Origin of the sequence: Cystobacter fuscus DSM 2262 (assembly GCF_000335475.2) — a bacterium.
In the GTDB taxonomy this organism is placed as follows: domain Bacteria; phylum Myxococcota; class Myxococcia; order Myxococcales; family Myxococcaceae; genus Cystobacter; species Cystobacter fuscus.
Genome location: NZ_ANAH02000011.1, coordinates 81,999 through 101,071 on the forward strand (window position 1 = coordinate 81,999; position 19,073 = coordinate 101,071).

Annotated in this window: 14 protein-coding genes; 7 read left to right on the forward strand and 7 right to left on the reverse strand. The window is 70.7% G+C overall.

What is annotated here, in order from left to right; all coding sequences use genetic code 11:
* Window position 1: 1 nt before the first annotated feature.
* On the reverse strand, window positions 2-2,749 hold the full coding sequence (locus D187_RS20730; RefSeq protein ID WP_002626499.1) for a GDSL-type esterase/lipase family protein: 2,748 nt from the start codon (window positions 2,747-2,749) through the stop codon (window positions 2-4).
* Between the two features lie 107 nt (window positions 2,750-2,856).
* Here D187_RS20730 and D187_RS20735 point away from each other — a divergent pair, with 107 nt between their 5' ends.
* The 3 genes from D187_RS20735 to D187_RS57970 all read left to right on the forward strand — a co-directional run bounded on the left by D187_RS20735 (window position 2,857) and on the right by D187_RS57970 (window position 7,137).
* Window positions 2,857-3,921: a mannose-1-phosphate guanylyltransferase gene (locus D187_RS20735; RefSeq protein ID WP_002626500.1), complete on the forward strand. Its 1,065-nt coding sequence runs from the start codon at window positions 2,857-2,859 to the stop codon at window positions 3,919-3,921.
* Window positions 3,922-4,113: 192 nt separating this feature from the next.
* Window positions 4,114-5,937, forward strand: coding sequence for a serine/threonine-protein kinase (locus D187_RS20740; RefSeq protein ID WP_002626502.1), 1,824 nt, complete (start codon window positions 4,114-4,116; stop codon window positions 5,935-5,937).
* An 81-nt stretch (window positions 5,938-6,018) separates the two neighbouring features.
* Window positions 6,019-7,137 (forward strand): leucine-rich repeat domain-containing protein, encoded by a 1,119-nt coding sequence (locus D187_RS57970; protein WP_245591774.1) that lies wholly within the window; start codon window positions 6,019-6,021, stop codon window positions 7,135-7,137.
* Between the two features lie 2 nt (window positions 7,138-7,139).
* On the opposite strand, the gene D187_RS20750 is transcribed toward D187_RS57970, so the two are convergent.
* The 5 genes from D187_RS20750 to D187_RS50160 form a co-directional block, all read right to left on the reverse strand.
* Window positions 7,140-7,496, reverse strand: coding sequence for an RpnC/YadD family protein (locus D187_RS20750; RefSeq protein ID WP_002626504.1), 357 nt, complete (start codon window positions 7,494-7,496; stop codon window positions 7,140-7,142).
* A gap of 19 nt (window positions 7,497-7,515) precedes the next feature.
* Window positions 7,516-8,499, reverse strand: a complete 984-nt coding sequence (locus tag D187_RS20755) for a hypothetical protein (protein WP_002626505.1) — start codon at window positions 8,497-8,499, stop codon at window positions 7,516-7,518.
* Window positions 8,500-8,515: 16 nt separating this feature from the next.
* Entirely contained in the window at window positions 8,516-8,983 is a 468-nt protein-coding gene (locus D187_RS20760) for an ABA4-like family protein (RefSeq protein ID WP_002626506.1), read from the reverse strand.
* Between the two features lie 149 nt (window positions 8,984-9,132).
* Window positions 9,133-10,683, reverse strand: a complete 1,551-nt coding sequence (locus D187_RS20765) for a hybrid sensor histidine kinase/response regulator (RefSeq protein WP_002626507.1) — start codon at window positions 10,681-10,683, stop codon at window positions 9,133-9,135.
* A complete protein-coding gene (locus D187_RS50160) occupies window positions 10,683-12,311 on the reverse strand; it encodes a sensor histidine kinase (RefSeq protein ID WP_002626508.1) in 1,629 nt (542 codons plus the stop codon). Before D187_RS50160 ends, D187_RS20765 begins: the two co-directional genes overlap by 1 nt.
* 144 nt (window positions 12,312-12,455) lie before the next feature.
* Here D187_RS50160 and D187_RS20775 point away from each other — a divergent pair, with 144 nt between their 5' ends.
* The 4 genes from D187_RS20775 to D187_RS20790 all read left to right on the forward strand — a co-directional run bounded on the left by D187_RS20775 (window position 12,456) and on the right by D187_RS20790 (window position 17,904).
* The gene (locus tag D187_RS20775; RefSeq protein WP_002626510.1) at window positions 12,456-14,066 is read left to right on the forward strand and encodes a Na+/H+ antiporter; all 1,611 of its coding nucleotides are present in this window, start codon (window positions 12,456-12,458) and stop codon (window positions 14,064-14,066) included.
* A 205-nt stretch (window positions 14,067-14,271) separates the two neighbouring features.
* Window positions 14,272-15,642, forward strand: coding sequence for a phosphomannomutase/phosphoglucomutase (locus D187_RS20780; RefSeq protein ID WP_002626511.1), 1,371 nt, complete (start codon window positions 14,272-14,274; stop codon window positions 15,640-15,642).
* 66 nt (window positions 15,643-15,708) lie between these two features.
* On the forward strand, window positions 15,709-16,641 hold the full coding sequence (locus D187_RS20785; protein ID WP_002626513.1) for an ROK family protein: 933 nt from the start codon (window positions 15,709-15,711) through the stop codon (window positions 16,639-16,641).
* A gap of 63 nt (window positions 16,642-16,704) precedes the next feature.
* Window positions 16,705-17,904, forward strand: coding sequence for a BMP family lipoprotein (locus D187_RS20790; protein WP_002626515.1), 1,200 nt, complete (start codon window positions 16,705-16,707; stop codon window positions 17,902-17,904).
* Window positions 17,905-17,975: 71 nt separating this feature from the next.
* Here the strand turns inward: D187_RS20790 and D187_RS20795 are convergent, their stop codons facing one another.
* Window positions 17,976-19,064, reverse strand: coding sequence for an OmpA family protein (locus D187_RS20795; RefSeq protein WP_043430885.1), 1,089 nt, complete (start codon window positions 19,062-19,064; stop codon window positions 17,976-17,978).
* Window positions 19,065-19,073: the final 9 nt, after the last annotated feature.

The following is a 19,073-nucleotide window of genomic DNA, read 5'->3' on the forward strand; positions in this document are numbered from 1 at the left end:
GTCAGCGGCCCTCCACCGCGAGCGCCGGAGGCTGGGCCTTGAAGGACTCGTAGGCCGCGAGCAGATCGTTCAGGAACAGGCCCGCGAGCTTCTCCTCGCCCTCGGGCGTCAGGTGGCTTCCGTCGGTGTGGCCCAGGCCCTCGGCCTGCCAGCGCGCCATGCCACCCTTGCCCATGGCGGCTCGCGCGGACCAGTACGCGCAGCCCTGCTCGCGCGCCACCTCGGGCAGCACCGTCACCACCGTGGCCAGCCCCGGCGCGTCCTCCCACGTCCCGTCCGGCTTCAACTCCTGCCGGTCCGGCGCGCCGAGCACGAGGCACTCGGCTCCGCCCGCGTCCTTCTTGAGCCGGGCGATGAGCGCGCCGTACTCCGCGCGCAGCCCCTGGGCATCCAGGTCCTTCCTCGCGCTCTCGTTCTGGCCATACGCGAAGACGAGCAGGCGCGGCTGGCGCGAGGAGAGCTGCGCGGCGAGCGCCTGGGACTCGAGGCCCGCCAGGGTGGTGGCGGTGGCCTCCGGCAGCTCCACGGCGTCATAGCCGATGCCCGGCTGCTCCAGGTCCAGCGCCGCTCCTAGCACCGTGAGGCTTCCCCCGCCCGTGTTGCGCGCCACCACCTCGTGCGCGGGGCCGGACACGGGGAAGGAGCGCACGCGCACCGTGGGCGTGGTGAAGGGCTCGGGCGGCGGCGGCTCGGGCGGTATGGCGGCGCCGTCCACCGTCACCTCCAGGCCTCCCGCACCGGGCCCATCCAGCGTGTACAGCGACAGCCGCGCCGGCGGCGTGGCGGCCGCGGGGCATCCCTCGCAGAAGCGGATGCGCGAGGCCGCCTGGGGCGCTCCCACCGCGCGCACGCCCCCGAGGCCAAAGGCCTGTCCGGGCGCAGCGGCCTTCAGCGCGTCCTCCATCGTCCAGTCACCCGTCAGCTCGCGCGTCACGCCCACGGCGGCGAGCCCCTCCGAGGCCGGGCCCGCGGCGATGAAGCCTCGGCCCGCGTCGCCGAAGCGCTTCGTCAGCGCGCCGCGCACGGCCTCCGTGAAGGGCCGCGTGTCCGTGGGCGAGGCGCCGAACTGGAGGATGCCCACGCGCGAGCCCTCGCCCTTCTCCAGCGCGAGCAGGTGCTTGAAGGTGGCCGCGAGGGCCTTGTCCGCGTGCTGGAGTCCCGGCGGGTCCACCAGGGCCACGCGGGGCGGGGCGCTCGCGGCATAGGCGCGCTGGATCGCCAGATCGAAGAGGTGCCCGAGCAGGTTCGAGCCCTTGGCGCGCGGATGGATGAGGTCCTCGTTGAGCAGGCCCGCGGACAGCCAGCGGATGGCGGAGCCCTCGTCGCCCATGGCGCTGAGCGCGTCCCAGTAGGCACAGCCGCCGTCCCGGGCCACCTCGCGGAAGACGTCCGCCACGGCGCGCGAGCCCCGGCGCGGCACCAGCTCGCCGCCCATCGTGCGCACCGCCGCGTCGATGGGAGACCAGACGAGGCACGCGGCGTCCGGCGCGGACTCGCGCACGCGCTTCACCAACTGCTCGGCCTCCTGCTTGATCTCCTCGAGCTTCGTCCACTCGCGCGACAGGCGGAAGGCCTCGTTGCCGCCGAACATGAGCACCACCAGCGACGGCTTGCGCTGGCGCATCTGCGAGCGGAAGTAGGGCGGGTGCGTGCGCAGGAAGACGCCCGCGTAGGCGCCCGGCAACCCCAGGGTGTCGTACACCACGCCCGGGGTGCCGTTCTCCAGCGACACGCCATGCAGCTCCACCTTGCCGCGCGTCTTGAGCGTGAGCGTCTTGGCGCCCTCGGGCAGCTTCACCCGGGCCGAGGCCACCTCCGCCGGGCTCCAGCGCGTCTGCACGCGTTGCAGCGGCTTGCCATCCACGAACACCTGCACGGAGCCGCCGCCGGGTTGAGCGAGGAAGAAGAGCTCCGCGGTGCGCGCGTCCTCGACGGAGAAGCGCACGTCCTGGGCCCCCGCGTTCGCGGCGAAGGCCACGCCCGTCATGGGCAGGCGATCCTTTGGCGGGGCGCGGTCGATGATGCGGGTGAACTCCCAGCCCGCGGAGGCCTGCCCCGCGCGCGTGCCCCGGCCCGAGCGCGTAGGGCGATCGATGTAGAGGAAGCCCTTGCCCCCCGAGCCATGGCGCTCCTGGAGGCGCTCGCGCGCCACGTCGGTGATGTGGTCGGACGCGATGAGCGAGTCACCCAGGTGCTCCACGCGCACGGGCACGGTGCGGCGGCCCTCGTCCAGCGCGCGCAGTGCCTGGAAGAAGGGGGCCAGTCCGCTCTCCTCGCACCCCGAGGGCCCCTGGCGCCGGCAGCCGGGCTCCAGGTCCACGTGCCGCGCCTCCATCTTCTCGCGCAGGGCCTCCAGGCGCAGGGCGTCCTCGCGCGTGGCGGCGCCCAGGCCCGACAGTCCCAGCGAGTCCGCCTCGGCCTGGGCCACCGGGGCCACGGGCTCGAGCGGGACGCCCGCGTCGGTGCTCCCGGCCGAGGCCAGCTCGGGCTCGTCCTCCTCGGGGAGGATGGGCACCTCGGGCGTGTTGCGCTCCGCGTCGGGCTCCACGCCCACTGCCTTGCGCTTGGAGGCGGCGCTCGACGTGGTGACGAGCGCCACCAGTCGTGGCACCACCGGACCCTGGGCGAGGCTGGGGATGGGACGCCATGCCTCCGGCACCGGGGCGAGCGACAGCCCCACCGCGAGTGCCAGTGTGAGGGCGAGCGTCAACCCGACCGATGTGTGCTTGGACTCCAACGCGGGCGACATGAGACTGGCTTTTGGCCCCCGGGTCAAAACTCCTGCCCGAACTCGTTGGGTAACCAGACAGTCGAGCCGCTGGCAGGCGTCGGGCGAGGCGCTATGTTGCGCCGCCCATGGCAATCCATCCCGTCATCATGGCCGGTGGTTCCGGCACCCGGTTCTGGCCCCTGTCGCGCAAGGCCCGTCCCAAGCAGTTCCTCCCGCTCGCCTCGAAGAATCCGCTCATCTCCGACACCGTCGCCCGGCTCAAGGGCCTGGCCACGGTGAAGGACACGCTCATCGTCTGCGGTCCCTCGCACGCGAAGCAGGCGGCCAGGCTCGTGAAGGGGCTGCCCAAGAAGAACCTCCTCGTGGAGCCGGTGGCGCGCAACACCGCGCCGGCCATCGCGCTGGCGGCCCTGGCCGTGGCGGCGAAGGACCCCGAGGGCATCCTCGTGGTGCTGCCCTCGGACCACCACGTGGCGGACCCCAAGGGCTTCCAGAAGGTCCTCACCGAGGCGGCGCGCGTGGCGGCCGGCGGGCACCTCGTCACGCTGGGCATCACGCCCCAGCGGCCGGAGACGGGCTATGGCTACATCCAGGTGGGCGAGGCGCTCCCGGGTGGCGGCCGTCAGGTGAAGGCCTTCCGCGAGAAGCCGGACCCGGAGACGGCGCGGCGCTACGTGGACTCGGGCGAGTACGTGTGGAACGCGGGCATCTTCGTCTTCCGCGCGGACGCCATCCTCGCCGCCTTCGACGAGCACATGCCGGAGATGCGCAAGGGCCTGGACGCGCTGCGCAAGACGGTGGGCAAGCGCACCTTCCCGGCCGCGCTCAAGCGCGTCTTCCCCAAGCTGCCCTCGGTCTCCATCGACTACGGGGTGATGGAGAAGGCGAAGAACCTGGCGGTGCTGCCGGGCGACTTCGGCTGGTCCGACGTGGGCTCCTTCTCGGCCATCCCCGAGGTACGCCCCGCGGACGAGCATGGCAACGTCGTCTCCGGCCCCGAGGCGGTGGTGGTGGACTGCAAGGGCTGCGTGGTGCTCGCCGACAAGCGGCCGCTCGCGGTGGTGGGCCTCACCGACATGGTCGTCGTGGACTCGGGCGACGCGGTGCTCGTCGTCCCCAAGGACAAGAGCCAGGACGTGCGCAAGGTGGTCGAGGCCCTCAAGGCCCGCAAGCGCGACAAGTTCCTCTGAGTTCCCCCGGGCACTCTGCGTTTTTTTCAGGGCCGGATTTGTAGGAATGACGGAGCCGGTTCACCGTCCGTCCGCTATTTCGCCTGCTTCCGGGACTTGCCGTGTTCGCTTCCATCCACGGCAAGGAGTGCACGGAGGTTGCAATGCTTCCGTGCCACGCGACCCGCCAGACGGGCGCGGCCGGGGGCGGCGATGGGTTGTGAACGATGTCTGACAGAGCATGAAGCGGGGGCGCCCTGCACCCCCGGCGACGACTTCCCGTGCGACAGCGAGACGCTGTCCGGCATGGGGTACGGGCCGTTGGTGTTCGTGCGCAAGCTGGGCACGGGGACGCTGGGGAGCGTGTACCTCGCCGAGCACCCGTCGAGTGGGGCGCTCTTCGCGGTGAAGGTGCTGCATGGCCACCTGGCGCGCACACCCGCGGTGCTCCAGCGCTTCTACGCGGAGGCGCGCACGCTGAAAAACCTCGTGCATCCGAACGTGGCGCGGGTGCTCGACGTGCGCCAGGCGCCCACTGGCCACCACTGTCTGCTCATGGAGTACGTGGACGGCCTCGCCCTGTCGCGGCTGCCGCTGCCCCTGCCGCCCGCGGAAGTGGTGTTCCTGCTGCTCCAGGTGCTCGAGGGGCTGGAGGCCGCGCACGCCAGCGGCATCGTCCACCGCGACCTCAAGCCGGAGAACCTGGTGCTCACCACCGCGCGCGACGGCTCGCGGCGCGTGAAGATCCTCGACTTCGGCATGGCGAGCACCCTGGCCGAGGGCTTCTCGCCGGAGGAGCTCGCCGCGGGCATGGTGGTGGGCAGCCCGGCCTACCTCGCGCCCGAGCTGTGGGTGCGCGCCGAGCCGGATGGCCGCGCGGACCTGTACTCGCTCGCGGTGCTGGGCTACCGGCTGCTGACGGGACGGCTTCCCTTCGGCGGCGGGGGCCGCATGGGGGAGATGCTGCTCGTGCACGAGCCGAGCGTGCCGCTGGCGCCGCACCAGTTGGACGAGCAGGTGCCCGCCGCGCTCTCCGCGGTGTTGATGCAGGCCCTGTCGCTGCGGCCGGATGATCGCTTCGCCACCGCGCGCGCCTTCCGGGCGGCGCTCAACGAGGCGATGCGGCGGCCCGCGTTCGGGTGCATGGCGCCCGCGGCCTTCCAGGTGCGGGTGGAGGGGGCCGGGGGAAGCGGACTGGTGCCGGTCTTCGTGAACGACGTGAGCGATGACGGGCTGCGCATCGCCTGTGATGGGGAGCTGCCCCGCCTGGGCGCGCGCCTGGAGGTGGAGTTGTCCCTCAATGGGTGGGTGCTCGCGTGCATGGCGGACGTGGTGCGCCTGCTGCCCGCCGAGGAGGCGCGGACGTGGGGAGGCCGTCAGGGCTTCATCCTCCAGTTCTCCGAGCCCTCCGAGGACGTGCGCCGGCTCATCGCCCAGGCCCTGGCGCCGCCGCCGCCGGAGACCCCGCCGGATGCGGAGCTCGCGCGGATCCTCACGCTGGCGAGCGCGTGCGGACAGGATCCCTACTCGCTGCTGTCCATTCCACCGTATGCGGACTTCGCCGAGGTGACGCGGCGCCTCGCGCTGGCCGAGCGCCGGCTGGCGCCCTTCTGGCACCGGCCGCTGCCGGCCGAGCAGCGCCAGGCGCTGGAAGCCCTGCACGGCAGATTGGAGGCCGCCCGGCGCACGCTGGGGGAGCCGCTGGCGCGCGCCCGCTTCGATGCGTCCCGGGGCAACTTCCACGGCGTGGCGCATTGCCTCGCGGCTGGAGTGCCGCATGCGTCGGTCAACCGCCTGCGTCAGGCGTTCCTCGCCGCCCGGCCGGACGCGGAGGCGCGCGCGCGGGAGCTGTTCGACGGGGGCGTCGTCCTGGAGGCGCAGCACGTGCTCGAGGGCGCGCTGGCGCGCTACACGGAGGCGCTGCGCGTGGATCCGCTCAACGTGGGCCTCCACCGCTACTACCACGCGCTGGCCAGGCGGGTTCACGCTTCCCGGATGCAGGCCGCTGGCGCGGAGCAGAGCGCCGCGTCCTCGTGAGTTCGCTTCACGAATCCATGCACAGCGGGTAGAGCATGAGCCCCGGCCGAGGGGCGCCCGGCTGCATGATTCGAGGGAGCGATGGTGGCGAAGAAGGCGGTGAAGAAGTCTGGTGACACCCCGCTCGCGAAGGAGTGGAAGCGTCTGGAGAAGCAGTTCTCCAAGGCGCTCGGCAAGGCCTCCATCGGGGGCTACCCCGCGGAACTCGAGCCGCGTGGCATGTCCTTCGCGCACGCGTTCGAGCCCTCCCCGCTGCTCCCCCAGGACTATCTCCAGTTCGTGAAGGAGCTGGGTTACCGGTGGGTCAACACCGGTGACACGGCGCTGGGCTTTCTTCCTCCCCGATGGATGCTGAATCTCTCCCAGCAGATGGGGGAGCCCAGCCGTCCGTGGGATGCGGTGCGCTCGGAACGAGAAGCCGGTACCCACACCTACCGCTTCGTGATGTTCGCCTCCCGCGACATCAACGACGTCAACGGGTACTGCTTCGGCAAGAGCGAGGCCGGCGGTGAGCTGGTGGTCTGGAACGTGGAGGACAGCCTGCCCGAGAGCGAGCTGGGGCCGTTCTCCACCTGGCTCGAGGCGGAAATGGACGCGCTGGGCGAAGCGCTCTCGGCGCTGGACGGGGAGGGCGGGGACGACGAGGCGCTGGGAGAGCCGCTGGGCCTCGAGGGCGAGTCCCTCGAGATGAAGGTGGCGGTGAAGCTTCCCAAGAAGGGGAGCGCGGAGGGGGTGCTGGCCGCGTTTCCCAGGACGGAGAAGGAGCTCACGCTGAACGGCCGGAAGCTGGGGACGCTGCCGGCGTCGATCGGTGAGTTCTCGGAGCTGGAGCGGCTGTGGCTGGGCTCGACGGGGCTCAAGCAACTGCCCGGGGAACTGGGCCAGCTCCGGAAGCTGAAGAAGCTCGATCTGTCCTTCAATCGCGAGCTGCTCTCCCTTCCTCCCGAGGTGGGGCAGCTCCAAGCGCTCGAGTCGCTCAACCTGAAGAACACGGGGCTCACCACGCTCCCCGAGGAACTGGGTCGGCTCGAGCGGCTGACGTTCCTCGACCTGCAGGCGACGGCGCTCAAATCCCTCCCGGCCTGTCTCTTCCAGCTGAAGAGCCTCAAGACGCTGGACCTGTACTGGACGCCCATTCCTCCCGAGGAGATCGAGCGGCTGCGACGGGCGCTTCCGGACTGCAAGGTGGGGACGCTCTGACTCTACTGCGTCAGGTCGTCCAGCACGTCGGAGAGGGTCGTGGCGTTCAGGGCCCGATCGAACCAGCGGTCGAGGGTCGCCAGCTCCATGCAGGTGAGGATGCGCTGCCGGGCCGCTTCGTCGACGTACAGACCCCGCGTGGCGAGAACCCGCAGGACGTACTCGGCACGCCCTCGGATCAGACCCTCTTCCCGGCCCTTCGTCAGACCTTGTTGGCGACCACGCTCGATGAGTTCCTCGCCATAGCTCCGCATCAGCTCCTCCGCGCGTTGCTCATCCAGCACCGAATGTAACACCCGCCCGGTGGCTTCATGGACGGCCGCGTCCCCGATCCACAGCAGGTAGCGGATGAGCACCACCAGGTGACACCTTCTTCGCTCATCCCATGCTTGCGGGCGCGGGCGGCGGGAGGGACCCGGGCGCGCGGCGGCGCAGCGGGTGGGCGGCGAGCGTGAGGAGGCTCGCTCCCACCACCGCGCCCAGGCTCGTGAGACCCGTGGAGTCCCAGGAGACGATGGACTGGCCACGCAGGGCCTGGAGCCCGAGCACCAGGGTGATGCCCAGGTAGCCCACTCCCACCGCGCGCACCCACGCCAGCTCCCGCGACTCGGAGCGCTGCTTGCGGCGCGCGAGCCCCAGCGCGAGCAGCGGCAACACCTGGAGGGCGTGCATCCCGACGAAGTGCGCGGGCCGCATGTCTCCCGCCGTGCGGCTCCACCCCACGAGCGGCAGGCCCGGGCCCCCATCCCGTCCACCAAAGGTGTGCGCGCCCACCTCGAGCGGCCTCTGGCCGGAGGCCAGCGTCTCGAGCTGCTCGCCGTGGGGCGTGGTCATGAAGAACCCGAGCCCCATGCCCACCAGCGTCACGAGCAGGCCCATCCGCAGCGTCGAGGCCAGGACCCGATCCTCCAGCTTCGAGCGCAACAGGACGAGGGCGAAGACCAGCACGGTGACCCACATGACGGTGATGGCGATGCCCATGGAGGAGAAGACGGCCTGGTCGAACGCCGTCGCGGTGTTGAAGTGACTGCGCACCCCGCGCACCGCCTGGAGCGTGATGGCCACCATCTCCAGGTAGCCGCAGGCGGCGATGACGACACCCACCCGGCGCAGGAAGCGGCGGCGCTCCGGCAGGAAGGAGAAGAAATAGAGCAGGGTGGCTTCGAAGATCGTGAGCGAGACGTAGAACTTGAAGGGCTTGAGCCAGAGCGGCTCGCCCACGAGCTGGCGCGCATCCACCCCCAGCAGCAGGGCGGTGAGCACGGCGCCCACGAACATGAGCACCGTCTTCACGGTGAGGGCGGGCGAGAGCGCCCAGGCCCGATTCCAGACGTCACGGGGCGAGTAGGTCGTGGTCGACATGGGGTGTCTCCTGGGGCTACAGCGCGGGGGCGGGTTGAGCGGCGGAGGGGAGGGGCGCCACGGCGGGCAGGAAGCGCCGGGTGGCGAGCCGGACCACGGCGTAGGCAAGATAGCCGGTCGGCCCGAGCATGAAGGTCAGCAGCAGGCACGGCACCACGAGCAGGTGCGGGATGCCGCGGCGCTGCGCATCCGCGAGCACCACCCGTCCCACCAGGAAGTCGAACGCGAGGTAGTGGATCCACCCCGCGAGCAACATGCCCGGCATCCGCAGCGCGGCCTCGATGTGCGGCAGCGTGTCGAACTGGCTCAGCAGCCCTGGCAGGTGCGGCGCGACCTTCAGCAGGTACACCCCGCCAATCACCAGCGGCAGCACGTCACTCTCCAGGTACCACCGGGTGACCCGCGTCCGGGGCGCGAACACCATCGCCGCCCACCCCAGCAGCACCGGGACATTCAGGATCCTCAACCACACGTCATCGCTCATGGTCCACCCTCGCAGGGACGCGGCAGCGGTTCACGCCCTCATGATGTAGACACTGTAAGCGTCTATGTTTTCGTCGTCAACATTCATGTTTTCGCCGTCAACATGCGGGCGGATGGGAGCCCTCGTCCTCCTGGAGGGAGGGGGGCGGCTCAGGCGCGGGCGCGCGCTTCCAGCGGGGGCAGGGCGGCCATGTGGGCGCGCAACTTCTGCAACTCGATGGGCTTGTCGAGGCAGGGCCGGCCCGTGCTGTCGAGGAAGGCGCGGGTGCTCTCGGTGATCGCCCCCCCTGTCATGAAGATGACGCGCTGGGCCTGGTCGGGCGCCAGTTGGAGCAGCATCTCGTAGAACTGGGGGCCGTCCATCTCCGGCATGAGCAGGTCGCAGAGGATGGCGTCGAAGCGCTGGCCCGCGGCCACCCGTGCCAGGGCGGTGGTGCCCTGGACGAGCACGTGGATGTCGCAGGGCGCTCCGAGCAGGCGCTGGAGCGCCCGTCCCACCATGGCATCGTCATCCAGGACGAGCACGCACCTGGGCTGCGTGGGGGCGAGCAGCTCGCGCGAGGGCTGGGGCTCCAGGGCGTCGGCGCGGGACAGCAGCAGGTGGAACACGCTGCCGCGCCCCATCTCGCTCTCCACGCCGAACTGGGCGCCCAGTTCCAGCGCGAGGCGGCGGCAGATGGACAACCCCAGGCCCGTGCCCACGCCCACCGGCTTGGTGGTGAAGAAGGGCTCGAAGATGCGCTCGCGCAGCTCCGGGGGGATGCCCCGGCCGGTGTCGTGCACCTCCACGCGCACCTGACCGGTGCCTTCTTCCTCGCGCGTCACCAGGCGGATCTCCCGCGCGATGCCGGGACCGTCGGCGATGGCGTCCGCGGCGTTGATGAGCAGGTTGAGGAAGATCTGCCCGAGAGGGCCCTCGCCGCCGATCACCTGGGACGTGGCGTTGTATTCCTTGATGACGCGCGCCCGGTGGGAGACGTGGTTCCACGCCATGCGCAGCGACGAGTCGAGCACGCGGTGCACGTCCAGGGGCCCGCGCTGCTTGTCCTCCGGCCGCGAGAAGACCTTGATGTCGCGCACGATCTCCCGGATGCGGTCGGCGCACATGCGCGAGTCGATCAACGCCTGCGCCTGCTCGGAGTCGGGGCCCTCGGCCGGCCCGGAGTCGTGCTCGCCGCGCTCCTCCAGCAGGAAGTCCAGGTTGGCCATGAGCGAGGCGAGCGGGTTGTTGATTTCATGCGCCACGCTGGCCGACAGCAGCCCCAGCGAGGCGAGCCGGTCCGACAAGAGCAACTGCTCCTGCATGCCCCGGCGCTCGGCCCGCACGCCGGCCTCCCGGAGCTCGCGCGCCATGGCGGGCCCCAGCCGCCCGAGCCGATCCTTGAGCAGGAAGTCGTGGACGCCGGCCTTCATGGCCGCCACGGCGGTGTCCTCGCCCATCTGTCCGGAGACGATGAGGAAGGGCAGGTCCAGGCCCCGTTGCTTCACCAGCCGGAAGGCGGCCAGCGCGTCGAAGCGCGGCAGGGCGTAGTCCGCGATGATGGCGTCCCAGGGCCCCTGGTCGAGCGCCTGGGTGAAGGCCTCGGCCGTTTCGACGCGGGTGTGGGTGATGTCATAGCCGCCGCGCCGCAGCTCGCGCAGCACCAGCAGGGCATCGTCCTCGAGATCCTCGACGAGCAGCAGTTTCAGGGGGGTGGCCATCAGCTGTTCCTTCGTCCAGCGTCCCTTTGTCCGTCCGTGGAGGGGGGGGCGCCTCCACTCGAGGTGTCGTGCAGGGTGAAGAAGAAGGTGGCGCCCTGACCCACCCGCCCCTCGCCCCAGACACGGCCTCCATGGCGCTGGATGATACGCCGCACCGTGGCCAGACCCACGCCATTGCCCTCGAATTCCTGGGGGCCGTGCAGGCGCTGGAAGACGCCGAAGAGCCGGGACTGATACCCCATGTCGAAGCCCGCCCCATTGTCCCGGACGAAGTAGACGCGCCCCGGGCCGCCCTCCCCGGGCAGGGCGCCGAACTCGATCTCCGCCCGGGGGCTCTCCCGGGTGAACTTCCAGGCGTTACCCAACAGGTTCTCCAGCACCGAGCGCAGCATGCGCGCGTCCCCCCGGTCCACCAGCCCCTCCTGGATGCGCAGGTGCACGGTGCGCTCGGGCTGCCCGCGCTGGAGCTGCTCGGCGGTGGCACGCGCGAGGGCGGACAGGGAGACGTCCGTCTCCTGCAGCCCCGTGCTGGTGACTCGTGAGAGCGTGAGGATGCCGTCGATGAGCTCGGACATGCGCTGCGCCGCGCCGCGGATGCGCTGGAGGTAGTCCTCGCCCGTGGCGTCGAGCTGGCCCGGGCAGTCCTCGCTCAGCGCGAGGCTGAAGGTGGAGATGGCGCGCAGGGGGGCGCGCAGGTCATGTGCCACCGAGTAGGCGAACGCCTCCAGCTCCCGGTTGGAGAACTCGAGCTGGGCGGTGCGCTCGGCGATGCGGCGCTCCAGCTCCTCGTTGAGCCGGCGCACCTGCTGCTCGGCCTCGCGGCGCTGGGTGATGTCGGTGACGGTGGCGAGCGCTCCGGTGTAGCGGCCCTCCTCGTCGCGCAGGGGATTGGAGGACAGCATCGTCCAGATGGAGCGCCCGTCCTTGTGGCGCAGCGCCATGTCGTGCACGGAGCTGTACCCCTGCATGCGCCGCTCGAGGTTGAGCGTGACCTGGCGGTGGCTGTCCGCGTCGACGAACGCGAGCACGTGCTGGCCCAACATCTCCTCCACCGTATAGCCGAGCATCCGCGCCATGTAGTGGTTGGCGTAGGTGGTGCGGCCCGCGCTGTCCAGCATCCAGATGCCTTCCTGGGCCGCCTCCACGATGAGGTGGAAGCGCTGCTCGGTGCGGCGCTGCTCGGCCTGGGCCCGCCGCTCCTGGGCGATGTCGCGCAGGAAGAGCAGGACGCCGAGCAGGCGCCCCTGCCCGTCTCTCACGGTCCGGGTGCTCACGCGCACGTAGTACCCCGTGGGCAGGTGATCCGCCTGGACGAAGAGATCGATGAAGGGGGCCTCCTCGCCTCGCAGCGCGCGGTTCACCGGCAGCCGCTCGGGTGGCACGGGGGCGCGGGTGTCCGGGTCGGAGAACCGGAAGTGCTGGTACCACTCCTCCTGCGTCATGCTCTTGAGTCCCAGCCCCTGGAACTCGAGGGCCGAGGGGCTGAAGTAGATGATGCGCCCCGTGGCGTCGGAGACCATGACCCGCTCGGAGAGCGTGTCGACGAGCGCTCGCAAGAGGGCGGGGTGCTGGAAGAGGCCCTCGGCCAGTGTGTCGGAGAGGTCGGTCGAGGAGGACGAGGCGCTCATGCCCTGGCAGCAATGCCCCATCCTCCTTCCGGGCGCCAATGTCCGGAGCGCGCCCGGCTCCTCGCCCGCCTTTCGCGTCTCCGCGTCTGTTCCACCCGGCCTCGTGGTGGGGTAGTATGTTTTGACCTCAAAATTGGTGGGACGATGAACTTCGAGCTGGGCTTCGTGCTGCTCTTCTCCATCGCGACGGCGGTGGCGATCGTGGCGCGCTACTTCAAGTTTCCCTACACGGTGGCGCTGGTGGTGGCGGGGCTGACGCTGGGGGTGGTGCATGCCTTCGAGCCGCCGCATCTGACGAAGGAGCTGCTCTTCGCCATCATCCTGCCGGGGCTCATCTTCGAGGCGGCCTTCCACGTGGAGTTCCGCAAGTTCTGGAAGAACAAGCTGGCCATCCACGCGCTGGCCATTCCCGGGGTGGTGGCGTCGGTGGCGATCACCGCGCTGCTCCTGTCGCCGGTGGTGGGGGGGATGAATCTGGTGCCCGGCTTCGGCTTCCTGTCCGCGCTGGTGTTCGCCGCGGTCATCGTCTCCACGGATCCCATCGCGGTGGTGGGACTGTTCAAGGTGCTGGGCGCGCCCAAGCGGCTCGCGGTGCTGGTGGAGGGCGAGAGCCTGCTCAACGACGGCACGGCCGTGGTGCTCTTCACGCTCATCGTGGCGGTGGCGTCCGGAGGGCAGTTCACCGTGGGGGGGGCGACGCTGGACTTCATCCGGGTGGCGGGCATGGGCGGGCTCATCGGGGGCGCGGTGGGCTTCGGCGTGTCCCAGGTGATTCAACGCGTGGATGACGCCATGGTGGAGATCACCCTCACGGTCATCGCGGCCTACGGCTCGTTCGTGGTGGCCGAGCACTTCCACTACTCGGGCGTCATCGCCACGGTGACGGCCGGCATGCTGTGCGGCAACTGGACGGCGCACCTGAGCATGAGCCCCACCACGCGCGTGGCGGTGGCGAGCTTCTGGGAGTACCTGGCGTTCGCGCTCAACTCGGTGGTGTTCCTGCTCATCGGGCTGGAGGTGCAGCTCGCCTCGCTGCTCGCGTCGTGGAAGCCCATCCTGCTGGCGTACGGGGCGGTGCTCGCCGGGCGCGCGGTGGTGGTGTTCCTGGTGTCGGGGCTCTTGCGCTTCACCTCCGAGCGCATGCCCTGGAGCTGGAGCGCGGTGCTCACCTGGAGCGGCCTGCGCGGCGCCATCTCCATGGTGCTGGTGCTGGGCCTCCCCGACGACTTCGCCCACCGCGAGCTGCTGGTGAACATGACGTTCGGCGTGGTGGTGCTCTCCATCATCGTCCAGGGGCTCACCATGGCGCCGCTGCTCAAGCGGCTGGGCATCACGGTCGTCAAGGACGTCTACCAGGAGAAGTACGAGCGGGCGCGGGGGCGGATGAGCGCCATCCACGCGGCCCTCACGTCGCTGGAGTCCATGCGCCGCACGCGCGACATCCCCGCGGACGTGCTCGAGCAGCTCGAGCGCGACTACCAGCTCAAGGCCGCCGAGGCCGAGCGGGAGCTGTCCGCCCTCAAGCAGCAGACGACGCGCTTCCACGAGGAGGAGCACGAGGAGGCGGTGCGGCGCATGCTCATCGTGGAGAAGGACGCGCTGCTCAAGAGCTACCAGAAGGGAGCCATCGGCCGGGACGTCTTCGAGCACCTGAGCGCCGAGCTCGACCAGCGGCTCGCCGGGGTGAAGGACGCCGAGGGCCACGTGCCCCTGGAGCAGTCCTCCTCCTCCGTCGCCGAGCCGGTGGGGGGCTGAGCGCCGGGAGTCGGGAAGTGGGAACGTGTAGGTGGCGCCCCGCGTCAAACTCCGGGGGTGAAGGATTTGTTCCTGGCCGGGGAGCGGCCGGGGGGAGGGGCGGCTGATCCAACCGCGCTTGGATACCCGCCCGATCCGCGCTTGTGTACAGTGCGCCGCCCTCGAACCGGACTCCCCTCGAGGGCTTCAGGAAAAACACTGCCTCATGAACGCGCACATCTTTCGCGAGTACGACATCCGTGGACTGGTCGATAAGGATCTCACGCCCGAAGTGGTGGAATTGCTCGGGCAGGGACTAGGCACGGTGGTGCGGCGCAAGGGTGGGCGCAGCGTGGTGGTGGGCCGGGACTGCCGCGAGTCCTCGACGACCTTCCGCGATGCGCTGTGCCGGGGCCTGACGAGCACGGGGCTCAACGTGTTCGACGTGGGGGTGGTGCCCACGCCGCTGACGTACTTCGCCGCCAACACCCTGCCGGTGGACGGCCTGGCGATGATCACCGGCAGCCACAACCCGCCCGAGTACAACGGCTTCAAGATTGGCGCGGGCAAGACGACCTTCCACGGCCCGGAGATCCAGGCGCTGCGCAAGCTCATCGAGGAGCGCGACTTCGAGTGCGCCGAGCTGCCGGGCACGGTGAGCCCCTATGACATCATCACCCCGTACAACCACTTCGTCACCCAGACGGTGAAGGTGGGCCGCAAGGGGATGAAGATCGTCATCGACGCGGGCAACGGCACGGGGGGCGCGGTGGCCGTGCCGCTCTTCGAGAGCATGGGCTTCGAGGTGGTGCCGCTGTTCTGCGACATGGACGCGCGCTTCCCCAACCACCACCCGGACCCCACGGTGGTGGAGAACATGCAGGACCTCATCGCCGCGGTGAAGCGCGAGAAGGCCGAGGTGGGCATCGCCTACGACGGCGACAGCGATCGCATCGGCGTGGTGGACGACCAGGGCAACATCCTCTGGGGCGACCAGCTGATGATCCTCTTCAGCCGCTACGTGCTCAAGGCGAGCCCCGGCGCGGCCATCGTGGGCGAGGTGAAGTGCTCCTACACGCTCTACGACGACATCGCGAAGAACGGTGGCAAGGCCGTGATGTGGAAGGCGGGCCACTCGCTCATCAAGGCGAAGATGAAGGAGGAGCACGCGGAGCTGGCCGGGGAGATGAGCGGCCACATCTTCTTCAAGAACCGCTACTTCGGCTTCGATGACGCCGTGTACTCCTCGGCGCGCCTCTTGGAGATCCTCACCCACGAGAAGCAGACGCTGTCGGAGCTGCTCGCGGACGTGCCCCGGACGTACGCCACGCCCGAGCTGCGCGTGGACACGCGCGAGGAGCAGAAGTTCGAGATCGTCCGCCGGGCCACCGAGTGGCTGCGCAAGGCGGGCCACGCCCTGGTGGACGTGGATGGGGTGCGGGTGACGTTCTCGGATGGTTGGGGGCTCATCCGGGCCTCCAACACCCAGCCCATCCTGGTGCTGCGCTTCGAGGCGCGCACCCCCGAGCGGCTGGAGGAGATCCGCCAGCTCATCGAGGGCACGGTGGAGAAGATGCAGCGCGAGGTTGGCGCCTGAGTTAAAGGGGCCCGGACGCCCCTACCCGGGGCACGGGTTTCCGTGACGGACGGAGAAGGCACGCACATGGCCAGGCTTGGTATCGATCTCGGTGGCACGTTCGCGCGTGCCGCGGTCGTGGATGAGCAGGGGAAGATCATCGCCGCCAACAAGGTGGCGCTCGAGGAGCGCACGCCTCCGGCGGTGGTGGAAGCCATCGCCCAGGCGGCCCTGCACGCGCTCAAGGACGCGGGCACCGCGGACGTGCGCACGTGCGGCGTGGGCGCCGCCGGGCAGATTCAAGGGGACTCGGGCGTGATGGCGGTGGCGCCCAACCTGGGCTGGCGCAACGTGCCGCTGGGCTCGTTGCTGGCCCAGCGCCTGGGCCACTCGGTGCGGCTGGTGAACGACCTGCGCGCGGCGGCCTGGGGCGAGTTCCGCGCGGGCGCGGGGCGGGGCTCCCAGGACATGTACACGGTGTTCGTGGGCTCGGGCGTGGGCAGCGCCGCCATCTCCCATGGGAAGCTCATCCAGGGCGGCGGCGGGGTGGCCGGAGAGCTGGGCCACACCAAGGTGGTGCCGGACGGGCGTCTGTGCGGCTGCGGCGAGAAGGGCTGCCTGGAGGCCTACGCGGGCGGCCACAACATCATCGCGCAGACGCGCGAGCTGCTGGCCTCGGGCAAGGCGCCGATGGTGCGTGAGCTGACGGGGGGCAACCCCGACCTGGTGACGCCGGTGACGCTGGAGCAGGCGGCGGAGAGGGGCGACGCCGTGGCGCGCGAGCTGTACGAGCGCATCGGCTTGTACCTGGCGATGGCCGTGGCCAACCAGGTGACGGTGCTCAACCCGGCGCGGCTCATCCTGGGCGGCGGCGTGCTGACGCACTGCCCGGGGCTGCGCCGCCGCGTGGTGGAGGGCGTGCAGCAGTTCTCCTCCCGCACGTCGCGCGAGGGGCTGCTCATCACCGAGGCCGAGCTGGGCGACGACAGCGGCATCATCGGAGCGGCGCTCCTCGGTTGAGTGGCTCGGTTGAGGGGCCGGGGTGACTTGATGGGGAGGGCGCGGCTCTGCTAGAGGCCGACCATGGCCCCTTCCTCCTCCTTGTTGCGCCTGTCCCTGCTGTCCGCCCTGGTGCTCGTGTCCGGCTGCAAGAAGCAGTCGGACGAGAAGCCGGCGGGCACGGCTCCTTCCGCCGCCGCTCCTTCCGCCCCCCCCGAGGCCCCCAAGGCCAAGGATTTGAAGGTGGGCCTGGTGACGGACGTGGGCGGCCGGGGAGATCACTCCTTCAATGACTCGGCGCTGCGCGGGCTGGAGTTGTGGGCCGCCGGCAAGAAGATGGAGTCGGGCCGCTACGCGGACGCCTCCCCGGAGGAGTTGAAGGCGACGCTCGTGCAGGACCTGGCCTCGCGCGGCATCGCCCCGGTGGGTGTCACCCCGGTGGTGCTGCAGAGCAAGGTGGCCGAGGACTACGAGCCCAACCTGCAGCTGCTGGTGGACCAGGGCGTGGACATGTCCGTGGGCGTGGGCTTCATGCTCGAGGGCGCCGTGGAGACGGTGGCCAAGCGCAACCCGGAGGCGAAGTTCCTGCTCATCGACAGTCCCATCGTCGGCGCGGATGGCAAGCCGTACACGCTGCCCAACGTGCGCACGGCGGTGTTCCGCGAGGAGCAGGGCAGCTTCCTCGTGGGCGCGCTGGCGGGGCTCGTCACGCAGGTGGGCAAGGTGGGCTTCGTGGGCGGCATCGAGGTGCCCCTCATCAAGAAGTTCGAGGCGGGCTTCCGCGCGGGCGTGGCCGCCACCAACCCCAAGGCGACGGTGCTGGTGAACTACACCGGCAGCTTCGACAACGTGTCCGCCGGCAAGGCGGTGGCTCAGGATCTGGTCTCCAAGGGCGCGGACATCATCTTCCACGCGGCCGGCTCGGACGGCCTGGGGGTCATCCAGTCGGTGAAGGAGGCGCGCGCGGCGAAGAAGAACGTGTTCGTCATCGGCGTGGACTCGGATCAGTCCCCGCTCGCGCCCGAGGCGATGCTCACCTCGATGGTGAAGCGCGTGGACCTGGCCGTGTACGAGGCCGTGCGTGACTTGCGCGAGGGCAAGCTGACGGGCGGCGACGTGGTGCTGGGCCTCAAGGAGGGTGGCGTCACCTACGCCCCCGTGCGCGTGGAGTTCCCCGGGCGCGAGGCGGCCCTGCAGAAGGTCGAGGAGCTGCGCGCGAAGATCGTCGCCGGTGAGATCGAGGTGCCCAGCCACCCCTCGCAGCTCGCCCCCGCCAAGCCCTGAGTCTCCGGGCGCGCTCGCGTGAGCGCGGAAGGCCCCGCGGCCCCTGTCGGGCGGCGGGGCCTTTTCATTGGCTACGGCTTGGGGTCCTGCCGCGCGCCCGAGCCACCCACGCCGCGCTCGAGGATGATCTCCACGCGGCGGTTGTTGGCGCGGCCCTCGGCGGTGGCGTTGGAGGCGACGGGCTCGTCCTTGCCCCGCCCCTCGGTGCGGATGCGCTCGGGGTCCACGCCCCGGCCGATGAGGTAGTCGCGCACGGCCTCGGCGCGCAGATACGACAGCTCCTCGTTGAGCTCCGCCGAGCCCAGGCTGTCGGTGTGCCCCTCGATGACGAGCGGGTTCGGCGCCTTCTTGAGCGCCTCGGCCACCTCGTTGAGCCGCCGCCGGGCCGACACGAGGAGATCCGAGCTGCCCGAGCGGAACAGCACGCTGCCGGAGAGCGTGAGCACCAGGCCCCGCGACTCCTCCTTCACCTGGACCTGGCGGATGTTGCGCAGCTCGTCGGCCACCTCGCGCTGGGCGCGGGCCTCGGCCTCGGCGGCCGCGGCGCGCTGCTCCGCCTGGAGCCGCGCCTGGCGCTCCTGCTCGAGCTGCGCGTTGAGCTGCTCCATCCGGCTCTGGCTCTCGGTGAGCTTCGCCTGGCGCTCCTGCTCCTCGCGCTGGGCTCGGGCCTGGGCGTCCTGCTCGGCCTGGAGGCGCGCCGTCTCCTCCTGCTGGCGTTGGATCTCCGCCTGGCGCTGCTCCGCCTCCGCGCGCAGCCGCTGCGCCTCGGCGAGCTCCTGGCGCGACTGCGCCAGCTCCCGCCGCACGCGCTCGGCGTCCTCTGTCCGAATCAGGGCGAGCTGTTGCTCCGCCTCTTGCCGCTCATGCAGGGCCACCGCAGTGCGGGCGAGGGACTCGGCGATCTGCGCCCGGCGCAGCGCCACGTAGGCGAGCGTGCGCGTGCGCTCCGTGTTCTTCTCGCGATCATAGGAGCGGTTGGCCTCGTCGAGCGCTTCCCGGGCCTGTCCGAGGGCGTCCGGGGCGTACTGCACCGCCGGGCCCGCGGAGGCCTCTTGATAGGCACCGCGCGCATCCACCAGCTCGCGCGGTGTCATGGCCGCGCACCCCGAGAGCGCCACGGTCCCAAGCACTCCCCATGTCAATGCCTTCCATCCCCGCATGGCTCTCTC